The 17,343-nt window shown below is 65.2% G+C and carries 15 protein-coding genes; 10 read left to right on the forward strand and 5 right to left on the reverse strand.

The window, feature by feature from the left end:
• Positions 1-6: 6 nt before the first annotated feature.
• Complete coding sequence (locus SMD10_RS14450) at positions 7-291, reverse strand: DUF4164 domain-containing protein (RefSeq protein ID WP_432757248.1); 285 nt, start codon at positions 289-291, stop codon at positions 7-9.
• A gap of 269 nt (positions 292-560) precedes the next feature.
• Here SMD10_RS14450 and tkt point away from each other — a divergent pair, with 269 nt between their 5' ends.
• The 4 genes from tkt (at position 561) to SMD10_RS14470 (ending at position 7,105) form a co-directional block, all read left to right on the forward strand.
• Positions 561-2,555 (forward strand): transketolase, encoded by a 1,995-nt coding sequence (gene tkt / locus SMD10_RS14455; RefSeq protein WP_331686411.1) that lies wholly within the window; start codon positions 561-563, stop codon positions 2,553-2,555.
• Between the two features lie 163 nt (positions 2,556-2,718).
• Complete coding sequence (gene gap, locus SMD10_RS14460) at positions 2,719-3,735, forward strand: type I glyceraldehyde-3-phosphate dehydrogenase (RefSeq protein WP_331686412.1); 1,017 nt, start codon at positions 2,719-2,721, stop codon at positions 3,733-3,735.
• A gap of 181 nt (positions 3,736-3,916) precedes the next feature.
• Entirely contained in the window at positions 3,917-5,806 is a 1,890-nt protein-coding gene (locus tag SMD10_RS14465; protein ID WP_331686413.1) for a potassium/proton antiporter, read from the forward strand.
• 102 nt (positions 5,807-5,908) lie between these two features.
• The gene (locus SMD10_RS14470) at positions 5,909-7,105 is read left to right on the forward strand and encodes a phosphoglycerate kinase (protein WP_331686414.1); all 1,197 of its coding nucleotides are present in this window, start codon (positions 5,909-5,911) and stop codon (positions 7,103-7,105) included.
• A gap of 427 nt (positions 7,106-7,532) precedes the next feature.
• On the opposite strand, the gene SMD10_RS14475 is transcribed toward SMD10_RS14470, so the two are convergent.
• On the reverse strand, positions 7,533-7,763 hold the full coding sequence (locus tag SMD10_RS14475) for a hypothetical protein (protein WP_331686415.1): 231 nt from the start codon (positions 7,761-7,763) through the stop codon (positions 7,533-7,535).
• Between the two features lie 27 nt (positions 7,764-7,790).
• Here SMD10_RS14475 and SMD10_RS14480 point away from each other — a divergent pair, with 27 nt between their 5' ends.
• Positions 7,791-8,081: a type II toxin-antitoxin system death-on-curing family toxin gene (locus SMD10_RS14480; RefSeq protein WP_331686416.1), complete on the forward strand. Its 291-nt coding sequence runs from the start codon at positions 7,791-7,793 to the stop codon at positions 8,079-8,081.
• A 61-nt stretch (positions 8,082-8,142) separates the two neighbouring features.
• Here the strand turns inward: SMD10_RS14480 and SMD10_RS14485 are convergent, their stop codons facing one another.
• Positions 8,143-9,474: an anaerobic C4-dicarboxylate transporter gene (locus SMD10_RS14485; protein ID WP_331686417.1), complete on the reverse strand. Its 1,332-nt coding sequence runs from the start codon at positions 9,472-9,474 to the stop codon at positions 8,143-8,145.
• A gap of 259 nt (positions 9,475-9,733) precedes the next feature.
• Positions 9,734-10,744: a ligase-associated DNA damage response exonuclease gene (locus SMD10_RS14490; protein WP_331686440.1), complete on the reverse strand. Its 1,011-nt coding sequence runs from the start codon at positions 10,742-10,744 to the stop codon at positions 9,734-9,736.
• 135 nt (positions 10,745-10,879) lie between these two features.
• Between SMD10_RS14490 and SMD10_RS14495 the strand changes: the two genes are divergently transcribed.
• The 4 genes from SMD10_RS14495 (at position 10,880) to SMD10_RS14510 (ending at position 13,986) form a co-directional block, all read left to right on the forward strand.
• Positions 10,880-11,275, forward strand: a complete 396-nt coding sequence (locus SMD10_RS14495; RefSeq protein WP_331686418.1) for a SpoIIAA family protein — start codon at positions 10,880-10,882, stop codon at positions 11,273-11,275.
• A gap of 116 nt (positions 11,276-11,391) precedes the next feature.
• Positions 11,392-12,378, forward strand: a complete 987-nt coding sequence (locus SMD10_RS14500; protein WP_331686419.1) for a class I SAM-dependent DNA methyltransferase — start codon at positions 11,392-11,394, stop codon at positions 12,376-12,378.
• Positions 12,379-12,519: 141 nt separating this feature from the next.
• Positions 12,520-13,155, forward strand: coding sequence for a YitT family protein (locus SMD10_RS14505; RefSeq protein WP_331686420.1), 636 nt, complete (start codon positions 12,520-12,522; stop codon positions 13,153-13,155).
• Positions 13,156-13,350: 195 nt separating this feature from the next.
• Complete coding sequence (locus SMD10_RS14510) at positions 13,351-13,986, forward strand: YitT family protein (protein ID WP_331686421.1); 636 nt, start codon at positions 13,351-13,353, stop codon at positions 13,984-13,986.
• Positions 13,987-14,012: 26 nt separating this feature from the next.
• On the opposite strand, the gene SMD10_RS14515 is transcribed toward SMD10_RS14510, so the two are convergent.
• Positions 14,013-14,654 carry a hypothetical protein gene (locus tag SMD10_RS14515; RefSeq protein ID WP_331686422.1) on the reverse strand — a complete coding sequence of 214 codons (642 nt, stop codon included), beginning with the start codon at positions 14,652-14,654 and terminating at the stop codon, positions 14,013-14,015.
• A gap of 133 nt (positions 14,655-14,787) precedes the next feature.
• Here SMD10_RS14515 and SMD10_RS14520 point away from each other — a divergent pair, with 133 nt between their 5' ends.
• Positions 14,788-17,307, forward strand: coding sequence for a ligase-associated DNA damage response DEXH box helicase (locus SMD10_RS14520; RefSeq protein WP_331686423.1), 2,520 nt, complete (start codon positions 14,788-14,790; stop codon positions 17,305-17,307).
• The last annotated feature ends 36 nt before the right edge of the window (positions 17,308-17,343 follow it).

Consider the following 17,343-nt stretch of genomic DNA (forward strand, 5'->3'; position numbering starts at 1 on the left):
TGCCCACTATCCGGATTTGTGGCGATTGAGCACGACGCGGATCGTCTCCATCACGCTCACCAGGCGCTTGGAGACCTCGCGATTCGCCTGCTCCAGGCGCTCGCCGCGCGCCAGCGCCGCGTCGAGCTGTCCCGCAAGCTTCGCCCGGTCGGCGGCCATGCGCTGCAGTTCTTCGTTGGCGTCGAAGGCCAAAGCGCCGCTTTGCAGCTTGTCGTCGACGACCCCTTCCAGGCGCTTGATCGCCGTCGCCAGGCGTCCCGTCGCATCTTCGAGCGTTTCCTTAGCGGAAATGTCCGTTCCCCCTGGCATCACACGCGAACCGGCGAAAGAATCCTATGAGACCGTGACCACGGCATGCCTGTATCCCTGCGCCATTCGGCCGCGACGTGCAACCATCAATGTCGCTTTCAACAATAAGCCACTGCCTGCCCAACAGAAATTATCCGGGGCCACGATCGCCGCTCTGGCGCTTTTGTTGACAGCGTCGGGGCCTTATGATGTCTGCCGACCAAACAACAGGGCCAAGAGGCTCTTTTCCAGCCACCGACAGAGAGTTCAGCATGATGTCTCACGACAAGCTTCGACGGATGGCCAATGCGATCCGCTTCCTGGCGGCCGATGCCGTCGAGGCGGCGAATTCGGGCCACCCCGGGCTGCCCATGGGGGCCGCGGACGTCGCCACGGTCCTCGTGTCCCGCTTTCTGACCTTCGATCCCAAGACGCCCGACTGGCCCGACCGCGACCGCTTCGTCTTCTCCGCCGGGCACGGCTCGATGCTGCTCTACAGCCTGCTCTACCTGACCGGCTACGAGGATATCGGCATCGAGGACATCAAGCGCTTCCGCCAGCTCGGCTCGAAGACCGCCGGCCATCCCGAATACGGCCACGCCGCAGGCATCGAGACCACGACCGGCCCGCTCGGCCAGGGCGTCGGCAATTCGGTCGGCTTCGCGCTCGCCGAGCGCATTCTCAACGCCCAGTTCGGCGACGACGTCGTCGATCACTACACCTACGTGATCGCCAGCGATGGCGACTTGATGGAGGGCATCAGCCAGGAGGCGATCGCGCTCGCGGGCCATCTGCGGCTTTCGAAGCTGATCGTGCTGTGGGACAACAACGGCATCTCCATCGACGGCAAGCTTGACCTCTCCGACTCGACCGACCAGCTCGGCCGGTTCGCCGCCAGCCATTGGAACACGCTGTCGTGCGACGGCCACGACTATGACGACATCGCCCGCGCCATCGAGGAGGCGCGCCAGAGCGACCGCCCGACGCTGATCGCCTGCAAGACGACCATCGGCTACGGCGCGCCGAAAAAGGCCGGGACGTCGAAGTCGCACGGTTCGCCGCTCGGCGCCGACGAGGTGAAGGCGACGCGTGAGGCACTCGGCTGGGAATACGGGCCGTTCGAGGTTCCCTCCGACGTGCTCGACCAATGGCGGCTCGCCGGTCTGCGTTCGGTGACCAAGCGCAAGGACTGGGAGAAGCGCCTGGCGGCGCTCGATCCGGAGACGCGCGGCGAGTTCGAGCGGCGGATGCGCGGCGACCTGCCGAGCGGCTTCGCCAAGGCGATCGCCAAGTACAAGGCTCAGCTCGTCGAGGACAAGCCGAAGGTCGCCAGCCGCAAGGCGTCAGAGATGGCGCTCGACGTGATCAACGAGGTGCTGCCCGAGACAGTCGGCGGCTCGGCCGACCTGACCCCGTCCAACAACACGCTCACCAAGCAGCTCAAGGAGATCGCCCCCGGCGCCTTCGACGGTCGCTACGTGCACTACGGCATCCGCGAGCACGGCATGGCGGCGGCGATGAACGGCATCGCGCTGCACGGTGGGCTGATCCCCTATTCCGGCACCTTCCTGACCTTTTCCGACTATTGCCGCGGCTCGATCCGCCTGTCGTCACTGATGGGCATCCGCGTCGTCTACGTCATGACCCACGATTCGATCGGGCTTGGCGAGGATGGGCCGACGCACCAGCCGGTGGAGCACCTAGCAGCGCTGCGCGCCATGCCCAAGCTCCAGGTCTTCCGTCCCGCCGACGTGGTCGAGACCGCCGAATGCTGGCAGATCGCGCTCGAAACGAAGAATGCGCCCTCGCTTCTGGCGCTGTCGCGCCAGAACCTGCCGACGGTGCGCCTCGAGGCGAGCGATGCGAACCTGTCGGCGCGTGGCGCCTACGAACTTGTCGCAGCATCGAGCGATGCCGCGGTGACCCTCTTCTCCACCGGTTCGGAGGTATCGATCGCCGTCGATGCCGCCAAGAAGCTGGAAGCCGACGGCATCGCCACCCGCGTCGTTTCGGTGCCGTGCTTCGAGCTGTTCGAATCGCAGAGCCCCGAATACCAGGCGTCCATCGTGGCGAGGGGTACGATCCGGGTGGCGATCGAAGCCGCCATCAAGCAGGGCTGGGAGCGCTTCATCGGCGAGGACGGGATCTTCGTCGGCATGACCGGCTTCGGCGCCAGCGGCAAGATCGACGACCTCTACGAGCACTTCGGAATCACGGCCGATGCGGTCGTCGCCGCGGTCAAGGCTGAACGGAATAAAAACGATTAGACCGCGTCTTTCTGCGCGCTTTACACGCTCAGTAAATGCGCCTAGACGGCTTGCCGACGATTGCCGGATGCGATCGCCTCGCATTTAGGTCTTTCAAGTCATCCTTGACGGGCTGCTCAATGGGGCTCGTCGCGTGCGAGATACACACCGAAGGAGAAACACAATGGCAGTTCGCGTTGCTATCAACGGCTTCGGCCGCATTGGTCGCCTGACGCTCAGGGCCATCCTCGAGCAGGGTCGCAAGGACATCCAGGTCGTGGCCATCAACGATCTCGGGCCGGTCGAGACCAACGCTCACCTCATCCGCTACGACTCCGTCCATGGCCGTTTCCCCTTCGACGTGAAGGTCGAAGGCGATACGATCGACGTCGGCCAGGGGCCGATGAAGGTCACCGCGATCCGCGACCCGAAGGAGCTCCCCTGGAAGGAACTCGACGTCGACGTGGCGCTGGAGTGCACCGGCATCTTCACCGATCCGGCGAAGGCCTCCGCCCATCTGGAAGCCGGCGCCAAGAAGGTGCTGATCTCCGGTCCGCTGAAGAGCTCCGAGGGCGGCGAGAAGACCATCGTCTACGGCGTCAACCACGGAACACTGACGGCCGAGGACAAGATCATCTCCAACGCCTCGTGCACGACCAACTGTCTTGCCCCGGTCGCCAAGGTGCTCAACGACGCCGTCGGCATCGACAAGGGCTTCATGACGACGATCCACTCCTACACGGGTGATCAGCCGACGCTCGACACGCTGCACAAGGACCTCTACCGGGGCCGCGCCGCGGCGCTGTCGATGATCCCGACCACCACCGGTGCCGCGAAGGCCGTCGCTCTCGTGCTGCCTGAGCTGAAGGGCCGCCTGGATGGCGTTTCCATCCGCGTGCCGACCCCGAACGTGTCGGTCGTCGACTTCAAGTTCATCGCCAAGAAGGCGACCACGGTCGAGGAGATTCAGGCCGCGATCAAGGCTGCGGCCGACGGCCCGCTGAAGGGCGTTCTCGGCTACACCTACGACAAGAACGTTTCGAGCGATTTCAACCACGATCCGCACTCTTCGATCTTCCACATGGACGGCACGAAGGTGATCGACGGCAACATGGTGCGCATCATGTCGTGGTACGACAACGAGTGGGGCTTCTCGAGCCGCATGTCGGACACCGCGATCGCGCTGGCCAACGCCGGCTGAAGCGTCGCCGCCATCCGGCGGACACAGCTTTTGCGACGGACGGGCCGCCTTGCGCGGCCCGTTTTGCATTTTGCAGCCCGACCATCCCGTTTTGGCTCTGGTCGGCGCCCGGCTCTGGCATATTGTTAGGACACCGCTTCCCACGGCGGCGCTCCTTCTCCCCGAACGCGAAAATCGGTGAATGCTGGACTCTCTTTATGTCGTGATCCTGATCGGCACCGGCCTCATCCTGCTGGCCGCCTTTTCCAGCCTTCTCGCCTTTCGCTTCGGCGCTCCCCTGCTCCTGCTCTTCCTGTCGATCGGCCTGCTCGCCGGCGTCGACGGGCTGGGCCTCGATTTCGATAATGCGCCGCTCGCCTATTTCATCGGCTCGATCGCGCTCGCCGTCATCCTGTTCGACAGCGGCTTCGGTACATCGCTGCAATCGTTCCGCAATGCCGCTGCCCCGGCCCTGGTGCTCGCAACGCTGGGCGTCGCCCTGACCACGGCGATTTTCGGTGCGGCGGCGGTCTATCTGCTCGACCTGTCCTGGCTCGAAGGCATTCTTCTTGGCGCGATCGTCGGCTCCACGGACGCCGCGGCGGTGTTCTTCCTGCTTCGGATCGGCGGCATCAACATCCGCGAGCGCGTGCGCGCCACGCTGGAGATCGAGTCGGGATCGAACGACCCGATGGCCATCTTCCTGGCGATCGCGCTGGTCGAACTTCTGTCGGCGGGCCAAGGTCTGGAGTCCGTGGATCGCCGCTTCCTGATCATGTTTCTCCAGCAGATCGGCATCGGCTTCGTCGCCGGTCTCGCCGGTGGCTGGATGATCCTCATCCTGGTCAACCGGCTCAATCTGGAGCGCGGGCTGACGCCGATCTTCACGCTCGCTCTGTCGCTGCTCGTCTTCTCGGCGACCGGGGCCGTCGGCGGCAGCGGGTTCCTCGCCGTCTACGTCGCAGGGCTCACCACCGGCAACAGCCGGATCCGCTCGGCGGCGACGCTGAAGCGTTTCCAGGACGGCATGAGCTGGCTGGCCCAGATCGTCATGTTCCTCGTTCTCGGGCTGCTGGCGACCCCCTCGCAGTTCGCCCAGATCGTCATCCCGGCCACTCTGTTGGCGCTGTTCCTGATCTTCGTCGCGCGCCCGCTGGCGGTCTGGCTTTGCCTGCTGCCGTTCAACTTCCAGCGGCGCGAGACCGCCTTCGTATCCTGGGTGGGCTTGCGCGGTGCGGTGTCGATCCTGCTGGCGATCCTGCCGATCATCGGCGGAATCGATTCCAACCGGATCTTCTTCAACACCGCCTTCATCATCGTCCTGGTCTCGCTTCTGGTCCAGGGCTGGACGATCGGCATGATGGCGCGGCGGCTCGGCCTGGTGGTGCCGCCCAGGATCGGTCCGGTCGAGAAGGTCGAGCTGGAGCTTCCCGGTACCGCGCACCACGAGCTTCTGTCCTACCGCGTCGTGTCGGACAGCCCGGTGGCGCGCGGGCAGCGCATCCCGCGCTGGGCACGCCCCTCTCTGGTGGTGCGCGACGGCAAGTCGATGCGGCTGCAGCAGGCCGGGCGGCTCCAGGCCAACGACTATGTCTACCTCTTCATCTCGTCGCGCTATCCCCGGCTGCTCGACCGCCTTTTCGCCAGCCCGGTCGCGGTCACGCCCGACGACGTCGAGTTCTTCGGCGAGTTCGCCATCGAGCCGGATCGTCCCGTCCGGCTGCTGGGCGAAGCCTACGGGGTGACGCTGCCGGCCGGTACCGAGGATGTCAGCCTGGCCGATTTCATCACCCAGCGTCTTGGCGGCCATGCCGAATACGGCGACCGCATCGCCGTCGATACCGTGGAACTGATCGTGCGCGACACCGACGAGACCGGCGCGATCAGCGAAATCGGGCTGTCGCTCGCACCGGAACAGAAGGCGCGCCTGCCGCTGTTTCAAAACTGGCGGGACGTCAGCGCCTGGCTAAGGTCCTGGCTGGCGGAACGGAAGAGGCGAAAGCAGCTCCGGTCGGAGAAGGACACCCCGAATCTGCTGCTGTCTTCGGACAAGGCCAAGACCAAGCGGGACGCCAGGAGCCAGGACTTGTAACACAACGCCGCACCGCCGCCGGACGGGACGCCTGAGCCTTTGCGCACGCCCGTCTCGCGGACTATGGTGCGCGCCAATCCAACGAGGAGCCAGAGGGACCAGATGGCAACGAAGTTCAAGACGCTCGATGACGCCGATGTCGCAGGCAAGCGCGTGCTGGTGCGCGTCGATCTCAACGTACCGATGAAGGACGGCAAGGTCACCGACACCACGCGCATCGATCGCGTCCTGCCGACGATCCGCGAGATCGCCGACAAGGGCGGCCGGGTCATCCTGCTCGCCCATTTCGGCCGGCCCAAGGGCCAGCCCAATCCCGAGATGTCGCTGAAGCCGATCGCCGAGGCCGTCTCCGGCCGGCTGGGGCGCCCCGTCGGCTTTGCCGAGGAGTGCGTCGGTCCGGTCGCCGACGGCATCGTGCAGAACATGAAGGACGGCGACGTCCTGCTTCTGGAAAACACACGCTTCCACAAGGAAGAGGAGAAGAACGAAGAGGGCTTCGTCTCGCAGCTCGCGGCCTTGGGCGACATCTATGTCAACGACGCCTTCTCGGCTGCCCATCGGGCGCATGCCTCGACCGAAGGCTTGGCGCGCCACCTGCCCTCCTATGCCGGGCGCACCATGCAGACCGAGCTCGAAGCGCTCGAAAAAGGCCTCGGCTCGCCGGAGCGGCCGGTGGTCGCGGTCGTGGGCGGCGCCAAGGTCTCGACCAAGATCGATCTCCTGTCGAACCTGGTGAAGAAGGTCGACGCGCTGGTCATCGGCGGCGGCATGGCCAACACCTTCCTGGCGGCCCAGGGCATCGATGTCGGCAAGTCGCTATGCGAGCACGATCTGGCGGAGACCGCCAAGTCGATCATCGCCAGCGCCGAGGCCGCCGGCTGCAGCCTGGTGCTGCCGGTCGACGCCGTCGTCGCCAAGGAATTCAAGGCGGGCGCCGAGAACGAGACGGTGCCGGTTGGCGCCGTGCCGGCGGACGGCATGATCCTCGACGTCGGCCCGCAGACCGTCGCCAAGGTCAACGAGTGGATCGACAAGGCCAAGACGCTGGTCTGGAACGGTCCGCTCGGCGCTTTCGAGATCGAGCCCTTCGACAAGGCCACCATGTCGGCCGCCAAGCACGCCGCCGAGCGCACCAAGGCGGGTGCCCTGGTGACGGTGGCCGGCGGCGGCGACACCGTCTCTGCGCTCAACCAAGCCGGGGTCGCCGGCGACTTCACCTACGTCTCGACGGCCGGCGGCGCCTTCCTGGAATGGATGGAAGGCAAAGCCTTGCCCGGCGTGGAAGTGCTGAAGGCCTGAACCAAGGGCCGGGCTTCGCCCGCCAGGCGGGCGACGGAGTATCGATTGTCCCGCGCGAACGAGTTCGCGCGGGGCTTTTCTTTGGTGTGCTGCCAATCGCGCCGCGGACCATCCAACTGACATGCCGTTCTATGAACGGTGGCAGAATTGATCGCCTACAGGCAGAGACAAACGCGAGTGAACCGATCGCGAGTTCTGGGGCTTGTTAGGCAGCGCCGCATGATCGATATGTAGGTCGGGACCGCAACAGCGCATCAAGCACTGTGGCAACCAGGGGCGATGCTATGGCCAAAACAAGGAAGATCGACAAGTCTGCTCGGCAGAGAGATATGCGCGGCGTGGCTGGTCTTGTTTTGCCGCGCACCGTCATTGTGGCGCGTGAAGCCAGATCCGGAGACATCGGGCCAGCGCAGGACCAGCTTGCGCCTCAAGCAGCAAACGCGGCCGCCGCGATGCCGTCGAATCCGTTCAGAAGACCCGGCCCGATGGCGCGACCTCTGTCTCGCGAGGAGATATTGAAGGTGGCGCGTGCCGTCATGGAAAGGAATGAGGACGCCTTGCGCGAGCTGGCGAAGTAGCCTTGGACGAACCCCTGTGGCTCACCGAGGAGTTGATCATCGAGTTCCATGATCAGCAAATTGAGCTGCATGGAGGCCAACAGGGCATCTGAGATCGAGGCGGACTGTTGTCGGCGCTGGCTCGCCCCAACAACCTCTACGCCTTCGATCTCCAAGCCGACCTCTTCGATTGCGCTGCGTCGCTCGCTTTCGGCATCGCTAAAAACCATCCCTTCGTGGACGGTAACAAGCGCACGTCGCTGGTCGCGTCGATCACCTTTCTTGAGATCAACGGTTACGTCGTGGAGATTCCTGAACCGATCGCCACGCCCTTGTGGAACGGCCTTGCCGACGGAACCGTCACCGAGCGTCAACTCGCCGGCGTGCTGAGGGCGTTCTGGACCGACGCCCCGATATGAAAAAAGAACGGGGCGGCCCGCTGAGCCGCCCCGTTCTCGTCTTTATCGTGCCAGCCTTACGCTACAAGAGCAGATTGGCCAGAACCAGCCCGACCGCCACGGAGACCCAGGTGCAGATCAGGCCTGGCAGCATGAAGCTGTGATTGAGCAGGTAGCGGCCGATCCGGGTGGTGCCGGTGCGGTCGAAGTTCACCGTCGCCAGATCGCTCGGGTAGTTCGGGATGAAGTAGTAGGCGTAGACCGACGGGAAGATGCCGATCAGGGTCGCCGGCGCCACGCCGAGCTGGAAGGCGAGCGGCCCGAGCATCTTGGCGGTGGCCGCCTGGCTGTTGACGATGATCGACACCAGGAAGAAGGCGAAGGCGAACATCCACTGATTGTCGATGACGTAGCTTTCGATCGCCGGCTTGATCACGTCGAGATTGTTGGTGACGAAGGTGTCGGCCAGCCAGGCGATACCGAAGATCGCCACGACCGCCGACATGCCGGCCCTAAACACCGGCCCGGCGACCATCGCCTTGGCGGGAATGCGCGTCGCCAGCAGGATGATCGCCGCCGTGGACAGGAGCGCCATCTGGATCACAGCCCCCATGCTCACCGGCTTGCCGCTTTCGAGGTCGGCGATCGGCCGCAACTCGGGGAACATGCCGAGGATAACGATCGACGCGAGGCCGAGGAGGAAAATGAAGACCGAGACCTTCGCCGAGGTGGGCAGGACCACGCCGAGCGACGTGGCATCGGATGCGGCGATCTCGGCGGCGAACTGCGGATCGGCCAGCCGGCGCTGATAGGCCGGATCCTTGTCGAGATCCTTGCCGACGAAGTTCTGCACGGTGGCCGCCGTCAGCCAGCCGATGATGGTCGCCGGAATGGTGATCATCAAAACGTCGCCCAGCGTATAGGGCAATCCGCGCGTCTCGAATTCCGTCACCATCCAGACGACGGCCGCCGACAGCGGGCTGGCCGTGATGCCGAGTTGCGAGGCGACCGAGGAGACCGCCAGCGGCCGCTCCGGCCGGACACCGGTCTTGCGCGCCACGTCGGCGATGATCGGCTGCACGACGTACATGGTGTGGCCGGTGCCGACGCACATCGTCATGGTGTAGGTGACCAGCGGCCCGAGGAAGGTGACGGCCTTCGGGAAGCGCCGGAGCAGACGCTCCGACAGCTGCACCAGCCAGTCCATGCCGCGCGCCGCCTCCAGCGCCGAGGCGGCCGTCACCGCGGCCAGAATGATCAGCATGACATCGATCGGCGCTTCGCCGGGCACCAGCCCGAAGCCGAAGCACAGCACCACCACGCCGAGGCCGCCGGTGATGCCCATTCCCAAGCCGCCGATGCGCGCACCGATGTAAAGCGCAAGCAGCGTAATCAGCAGTTCGATCCAGATCATCGAATTCGACCTTGATTGCTCTCAACAGACCAATGCAACAGCCCTCGCCTTCCATGGTTGGTGGGGCGGCGCATGATTTCGGCGGCCGTGGACAATCCCGGCAGGCCGCGAAGTCGGTTGGAAATAATCGATTTAATCGGCAGGCCTAATGCGCTGGATCAAATAACGGGCAGCCCGGCGAGGCACGTTGACGCAGCGTTATCGGATGCATCCCCGTCGTGCGATATCGGGTCGACGAACCGGCGCTCGCTTCGGACGATCAGTCGCCTTCGTCCTCGTAGCCCACGAGATGGAGCGGCCGGGCCGGAATGCCGGCCAGTTCGCACCAGCGCACCAGCGCCTCCTCGCGACCGTGGGTCACCCAGACCTCGCCTGGCTCGATCTCGGCGATGGTCTCGATCAGTTCGTCCCAGTCCGAATGGTCGGAGATGATCAGCGGCAATTCGACGCCGCGCTGGCGGGCGCGCTGGCGGACCTGCATCCAGCCCGAGGCGAAGCAGGCCACCGGATCGGCGAAGCGGCGCGCCCAGCGGTCGGCAAACGCCGACGGCGGCCCGACGACGATGGCGCCGGCGAAGTCGCTCTTGCGTCCGGCCTCGACGGTCGCCGGCCGCAAGTCTCCGAGAGCGATGCCTTCGTCCTGGTAGAAGTCGCAAAGCTTCTTCAGCGCGCCATGGATATAGATCGGCGCGTCGTAGCCTTGGCCGCGCAGCATGGCGATCACGCGTTGCGCCTTGCCGAGCGCATAGGCGCCCACCAGGTGGGTGCGCTCGGGAAACTGCCGCACCGACGCGAGCAGCCGTCCGATCTCGTCCTCGGCCTGCGGGTGCCGGAAGACGGGCAGCGCGAAGGTCGCCTCGGTGATGAAGACGTCGCAGGCAACCGGCGCGAAGCCGGCGCAGGTGGGATCCGGCCGGCGCTTGTAGTCGCCGGAGACGACCATCTTCAGCCCGTCCTTCTCCACCGCGATCTGGGCCGAGCCGAGCACGTGGCCGGCCGGATGGAAGGAGACCGTGACGCCGCCGACATCCAGCCGCTCGCCGAGCCGGGCGATCTGACGCTCCGTGCAGAAGTCCTCGCCATAGCGCAGGGCCATGATCGCCAGCGTTTCGGCCGTCGCCAGCACCTTGGTGCTGCCCGGCCGGGCGTGATCGGCATGGCCATGGGTGACCAGCGAGCGCTCCACCGGCACCACCGGATCGACATAGAAATCGCCCAGCGGGCAATAGAGGCCCTTGGGGCCGGGACAGAGGAGATCCTGCGGGCGCATCATCGGCACAAACATAGGTCCGGCCGAATTTGAGGGAAAGCGGCCTGGGCCGAACGGCAACTTCCGCCGCCGCTCATCTGTCGGCGACGCGGCCCGCTTCCTATGTTGAAGAGATCGACAGGAAGGAGGATGCCGATGCTGACCGTTCTGCAGAGCGACGGCCCCATTCTCGTGGTCGAAGCCACCGGCAAGCTCGATGGCGACGACGTCGACCGGGCGATCGCCGCCTATGAGGAGGTGCTCGCCAAGGCGGCCGGCGGTAAGGTCTCCGCCCTGGCGATCATGCGCGACGTCACCGGCATGACGGCCGAGGGGTTCTTGAAGGACCTGCGCTACAGCCTGCCGCGCTTCCGGGAATTGTGGCGCTTCCACCGCGCAGCCGTGGTGACGGACAACGCCTGGCTCAGGAACATCGCCAAGGTCGAGGACCTGGTGCTTCCGAAGGTCGAGATCCGCACCTTCCCGCTCGACGAGGAGGCGGCCGCGCGCGCCTGGGTCGGCCTGCCGCCCGAGCCTCCCGCCGGCATCTGAGGAGGACGCGGCCTCACCGGCTCCGGGCTGGAGGCCGTTGCATTCTTGGCCTTGCGTTCGCCGGGCTTTCGACGCATATCCCCGCCGCTTCCATCAGCGGTGGACGACGTCGTTTCATGAAAACCTACCTTTCAGGCGATCCGATTGCCGATCGGCGCGCCGACTATGCGACGATGCTGGCGGAGGCCGGCGACGCCGGCGCGGCCGCCGACGTCATGGCCCAGGCGCTGGACGCCGCTCCGGACTGGGCGGCCGGATGGTTCCGTTTGGGCGGCCTCCGCGAGACGGCCGGTTCCGTCGAACAGGCGGCGGAGGCCTATCGGGAAGCGCTTCGGCTCGATCCGGCCGACAGTTTCGGCGCCGGCCTGAAGCTCGCTCTGCTCGGCACCATGCCGGTTCCCGAGGCCCCATCGCCGGCCTATGTCGAAGGTCTTTTCGACCAGTATGCCGACCGGTTCGAGACCGCGCTGGTGACGCGCCTCGACTATCGCGCGCCGCAGGCCATGGCCGAGGCCCTGGCCGCCACGGCCGGAGCCGACGCGGCCTTCGCCCGCGTTCTCGATCTCGGCTGCGGCACCGGTCTGATGGGCGAGCGCCTGCGCGGCCGGGCCAGCCGGCTCGTCGGCGTCGACCTGTCGGAGGGCATGATCGCCAAGGCGGCGCGCAAGGGGATCTACGACGAATTGCATCACGCCGACATCGCGATGTTCGGCGAGGCGGCGGCCTACGATCTGGTAACGGCCGCCGACGTCTTGTCCTATCTCGGCGACCTGTCTGCGGTCTTTGCCCACCTCCGCCGGATCGCGCAACCGGGCGCGCTGTTCGCTTTCACCACCGAGCGGCACGACGGAACGGAGGACTTCATCCTCCAGCCTTCGCTGCGCTATGCCCATTCCAGCGCCTATCTCGTCCGGCTGGCGGAAACGCACGGCTTCGAGTTGCGGCAAAGCGAGGCTCTCGTGCTGCGTCAGGATCGCGGCGAGCCCGTCGGCGGGTGGCTCATGATCCTTGCGGTGCCGTCGCTCGGCATTGCGCCGTTCGAGGCGATCATCGAGGCTGCCTCTCCTGTCAGCGACGACCTCGCGCCATCGCTCGTCCAATGAGCCCGGCGGCCTTTCGCGACGCCGTGATCCCGGTATTGTGGCGACAGGTGATGGCGCCGGAAGCGGAGACGAGAGCATGAGCCAAGCCGGGTGCGAGTTGTGGGATCGGCGAGCCGACTGGCGAACCGATGAGGTGCGGCCTTGAAGCAGCCGCTCCAGACGCTCGGCCGTTGGGCTTCGACCACCACCGCCCACTCGCCGCTCGAAGACGCGCAAGGCATCTTCACCGGCGTCGTGCTGGCCGCTCTGGGCGTCGCCATTCTCCAGCACCTGGGACTGCTCACCGGCGGCACCGCCGGCCTGTCGCTGATCGTCCACTACTGGACCGGCTGGAACTTCGGCGTCGTCTTCTTCGTCGTCAACCTGCCCTTCTATGCGCTCGCCATCGGCCGCATGGGCCTCGGCTTCACGCTCAAGACCTTCGCCGCGGTCGGCCTTCTGTCGCTGGTCACCGCCGTGCAGCCCAGCCTGTTCACGCTCGGCGAGATCGAACCCTTCACCGGCGCGATCCTGGGCGGCCTGACCATCGGCCTCGGCCTGCTGCTGCTCTTTCGCCACCGCTCCAGCCTCGGCGGCGTCGGCATCCTCGCGGTGTTCTGCCAGGACCGGTTCGGCTGGCGCGCCGGCCTGGTCCAGCTCGCCGTCGATCTCTGCATTCTGGCGCTGTCGTTTACGGTGGCCGAGCCGCCGCAGATCGCGTTGTCGGTGCTCGGCGCGCTGGTTCTGAACCTGCTCCTGGCGATCAATCACCGCACCGATCGCTACGTCGCGCAGTGACCCTGCGACAAAGCCGCGCCCTCCCGATCCACACGCAGCAGCCTTTCGCAAAAGGGGCTGCCTCGGACGGCGCGTGCCGCTATTCTAGCCCCGATGAATTTGCAGGCAGATCGATGCGATGACGCGTTTCACCGACATTGGCCCCGACCGGCGCCGGGCGCTCGCCAAAACCATCACCGCCACGGCCGACCGGCCATGAGGGTGCAACTCGGCCCCTTGGGCGACTGGACGGCGACGCCGACGCATCACACGCCGCTGGAGGACGCTCAGGGCATCCTCACGGGCGCGGTGCTCGCCAGCCTCGGCATCGTCATCCTGCAGCATTTGGGACTGCTCACCGGCGGCACGGCGGGCCTCGCCTTCATCATCCACTATGCCACGGGCTGGAACCTCGGCGTCGTCTTCTTCGTCGTCAACCTGCCGTTCTACCTGCTGGCGATCGGCCGGATGGGCATGGGCTTCACCGCGAAGACCTTCATTGCCATCGGGCTGATGTCGTTCTTCACCGCGATCCACGGCGAGCTTCTGACCTTCGCGACGATCAACCGGCCGGCCGGTGCGATCCTCGGCGGCCTGCTGCTCGGCTTCGGGCTGCTGGCGCTGTTCCGCCACCAGTCGAGCCTGGGCGGCGTCGGCATCCTCGCCTTCTACTGCCAGGAAAAGTTCGGCTGGCGCGCCGGCTACGTCCAGCTCGGCATGGACCTGTGCATCCTGGCGCTTGCCTTCACGGTGCGCGATCCCGTCGCCATCGCCTATTCGATCCTCGGCGCCGTCACCTACAACCTGTTCCTGGCGATCAACCACCGCAAGGACCGGTATAATGCGAAGTGATGTGCCTCAAGGCGCCGAATTTCTTTTTAAAGCAGACAAATATTCCAGGACCCGACTCGTTCTACGTGTATTTTTACCTTAACGACGAGATGGACCTGATTTGGGAAATCCTGATCGGGCATTAGAAGCCGTTCCGAATCAATAGTTATTCCCCGGACCAATGTGTCGTTTTCCAGAAGGACATAATTCACGTCATTTCCCTCATCGCCTTCTAGTTCTTCCTGCGGCATCTCAAGCGCATCTATGAAGGTCTTGATGCGATTATCGAGGTCCCCAGCCTCCTTGAGCAGGGATCCTGGGTCTTCCTGGCGAAGAAATAGGATTTCCAACGAGCACGTAAGGTCCATCGATGAACGGACGAGAGGTCTAAATTTTACTCCTTTACGATCGATCGGTGCAGTTAGGTCTTCAAAACCTTGTTGTATAGGATATTTTGGCGGATCTTCATGGTATTCATGGAGAGGACTATGGCCCACCCCAAGAACATGGGTTCCTTTGTCAGGAACACGTGCATCCCACTGCATCTTTGTTAGCGTACGGCTGGTTTCCCAGAGGCGTATCAACTGCGGAGTAATCTGTTTTCTGATTGCGATCCGCTCGGCTTTTCGCTTCCCTCGTTTGCCTTGTGTCGAAGACAACGGGCCACGGTAGACGAGGTAAAAATACATTTACTGACTCGGTTCAGCATAAACGGGCTATCGGAGGTTACGTCTGTTATCTGTATCGGACAATCATCCCGGGTGCAGGACGGCTGAATTTGGTCACCTTGGCGTACCCGCTTCGTTCCCCTAATTTTGGTCCGTGAGCACAGCCCCTCTCCTGCCCGGCATCGATGCCTTTCTGCCCGAGCCCTTTGCCGGCTGGTTCGCCGTCAAGGGCTGGGCGCCGCGGCCGCATCAGCTCGAGCTGTTGCGTCGCTCGGAGGCCGGAGCCTCGGTGCTCCTGATCGCGCCGACCGGCGCCGGCAAGACGCTGGCCGGCTTTCTGCCTTCGCTGGTCGACCTTTCTCGACGCGGTCGGCCGAAGCCCGGCACGCGGCCGACGGGTGTGCACACGCTCTACATCTCGCCCCTGAAGGCGCTCGCCGTCGACATCGAGCGCAACCTTGCCACTCCGATCGACGAGATGGGGCTGCCGGTCACCATCGAAACGCGCACCGGCGACACCAGCCAGATCAAGCGCCAGCGCCAGAAGCTGAAGCCCCCGGACATCCTGTTGACGACGCCGGAGCAGTTGGCGCTGCTGATCGCCTCCAAGGACGCGGACGGTTTCTTCTCGGATCTCCGCACGGTGATCTTCGACGAGCTGCATTCGCTGGTGACGTCGAAGCGCGGGCACCTCCTCGCTCTCGGGCTGGCGCGGCTGCGCAAGCTCAAGCCGGAGCTGAAAACCATCGGCCTGTCGGCGACCGTCGCTCAGCCCGACGAGCTGCGCGAGTGGCTGGTGGCACAGACACCCGGCGCCAGCCCTCGCGCCGACATCATCACGGTCGCCGGCGGCGCCAAGCCGATCATCACCATTCTGCAGTCGAAGGAGCGCGTGCCCTGGCGCGGCCATGCCTCGACCTACGCGATGGCCGAGGTCTACGAGGCGATCAAGGCGCACAAGACGACGCTGCTCTTCGTCAACACGCGCAACCAGGCGGAAAACCTGTTCCAGTCGCTGTGGCGGATCAACGAGGATACGCTGCCCATCGCGCTCCATCACGGCTCGCTCGACGTCGGTCAGCGGCGGCGCGTCGAGGCGGCGATGGCGAGAAACGAGCTGCGCGCCGTGGTCGCCACCTCCACTCTCGATCTCGGCATCGACTGGGGCGACGTCGATCTCGTCGTCCATGTCGGCGCGCCCAAGGGCGCCTCGCGGCTGGCCCAGCGCATCGGCCGTTCCAACCACCGCATGGACGAGCCGTCGCGCGCCATCCTGGTGCCGGCCAACCGCTTCGAGGTGATGGAATGCCAGGCGGCCCTCGACGCCAACTATCTCGGCGCCCAGGATTCGCCCTCGATCCCCGCCGGCTCGCTCGACGTTCTGGCCCAGCATGTGCTCGGCATGGCGTGCGCCGCCCCCTTCCGCACCGCCGATCTCTATGGCGAAGTGATCACAGCCCTACCCTATCGCGACCTCGATCGTGCGACATTCGATCGCATCGTGGAGTTCGTGGCGACGGGTGGCTATGCGCTGAAGGTATATGAGCGATACGCAAAAATCAGGCTGACGGCCGACGAAACCTGGCGAATTACCCATCCGCGAGTGGCCCAGCAATACCGGATGAATGCCGGAACCATCATCGAATCGCCGATGCTGGAGGTCCGGCTGATTCGCCGGAAGACCAAAAGCGGCATCGCGCGCGGCGGCCCGGCACTCGGCAAGGTGGAAGAGGGCTTCGTGGAATCGCTTTCGCCGGGAGACACATTCTTCTTCGCCGGCCAGACCTTGCGCTACGAGACGATCTTCGAGAACCAGTGTCTGGTCACAGAGGCCTATGACGAGGAGCCGAAGGTGCCGGCCTATGCTGGCGGCAAGTTCCCGCTGACGACCTTCCTGGCGGCCGAAGTGCGCGCCATGCTGGCCGATCCGAGCCGCTGGAAAAGCCTGCCGGACCAAGTCGGCGAATGGCTGGCGATCCAGGAGCGGAAGTCGATCATTCCCAAGGCCGACGAACTGCTGATCGAGACGTTTCCGAACGGCAACCGCTTCTTCATGGTCGCCTATCCGTTCGAGGGACGGATCGCGCACCAGACGCTGGGAATGCTCCTGGCGCGGCGCCTGGAGCGCGCCCGCGCCCGGCCGCTGGGCTTCGTGGCCACGGACTACGCGCTGTCGATCTGGGGGCTGGGCGACCTCGGCGCCATGATCCGCGCCGGCGACCTGTCACTCGACGCCCTGTTCGACGAGGACATGCTGGGCGACGACCTGGAGGCCTGGATGGCCGATTCCTGGCTGTTGAAGCGCACCTTCCGGCAATGCGCGGTGATTTCGGGGCTGATCGAGAAGCACCATCCGGGGCAGGAGAAGACCGGCCGTCAGGTCACCGTCTCCGCCGACCTGATCTATGACGTGCTGCGCACCCACGAGCCAGACCACATCCTTTTGCAGGCCACGTGGGCCGATGCTGCGGCCGGTCTGCTCGACGTCCGGCGCGTCTCGGATCTCCTGGCGCGCATCAAGCACCACATCGTCCACAAGGACTTGGCGCAGGTCTCGCCACTCGCCGTGCCGATCATTCTGGAGATCGGCCGCGAAAGCGTCGCGGGCGAAGCGCGCGACGCGGTTCTCGAGGAGGTGGCGGAAGCCGATCTGGTGGCCGCCGCACTGTGCTGACGCGGGCAGCGGCGCGCTGCCCGCCATGTCGTCGAC

Origin of the sequence: Consotaella aegiceratis (assembly GCF_036541425.1) — a bacterium.
Taxonomy (GTDB): Bacteria; Pseudomonadota; Alphaproteobacteria; order Rhizobiales; family Rhizobiaceae; genus Consotaella; species Consotaella aegiceratis.

What these genes read in the sequence shown, in the direction of transcription:
- tkt (WP_331686411.1), top strand. Translation starts at nt 561, where the DNA reads ATGATGTCTCACGACAAGCTTCGACGGATGGCCAATGCGATCCGCTTC.
- gap (WP_331686412.1), top strand. Translation starts at nt 2,719, where the DNA reads ATGGCAGTTCGCGTTGCTATCAACGGCTTCGGCCGCATTGGTCGCCTG.
- SMD10_RS14465 (WP_331686413.1), top strand. Translation starts at nt 3,917, where the DNA reads ATGCTGGACTCTCTTTATGTCGTGATCCTGATCGGCACCGGCCTCATC.
- SMD10_RS14470 (WP_331686414.1), top strand. Translation starts at nt 5,909, where the DNA reads ATGGCAACGAAGTTCAAGACGCTCGATGACGCCGATGTCGCAGGCAAG.
- SMD10_RS14485 (WP_331686417.1), bottom strand. Translation starts at nt 9,474, where the DNA reads ATGATCTGGATCGAACTGCTGATTACGCTGCTTGCGCTTTACATCGGT.
- SMD10_RS14490 (WP_331686440.1), bottom strand. Translation starts at nt 10,744, where the DNA reads ATGCGCCCGCAGGATCTCCTCTGTCCCGGCCCCAAGGGCCTCTATTGC.
- SMD10_RS14495 (WP_331686418.1), top strand. Translation starts at nt 10,880, where the DNA reads ATGCTGACCGTTCTGCAGAGCGACGGCCCCATTCTCGTGGTCGAAGCC.
- SMD10_RS14500 (WP_331686419.1), top strand. Translation starts at nt 11,392, where the DNA reads ATGAAAACCTACCTTTCAGGCGATCCGATTGCCGATCGGCGCGCCGAC.
- SMD10_RS14510 (WP_331686421.1), top strand. Translation starts at nt 13,351, where the DNA reads ATGAGGGTGCAACTCGGCCCCTTGGGCGACTGGACGGCGACGCCGACG.
- SMD10_RS14515 (WP_331686422.1), bottom strand. Translation starts at nt 14,654, where the DNA reads ATGTATTTTTACCTCGTCTACCGTGGCCCGTTGTCTTCGACACAAGGC.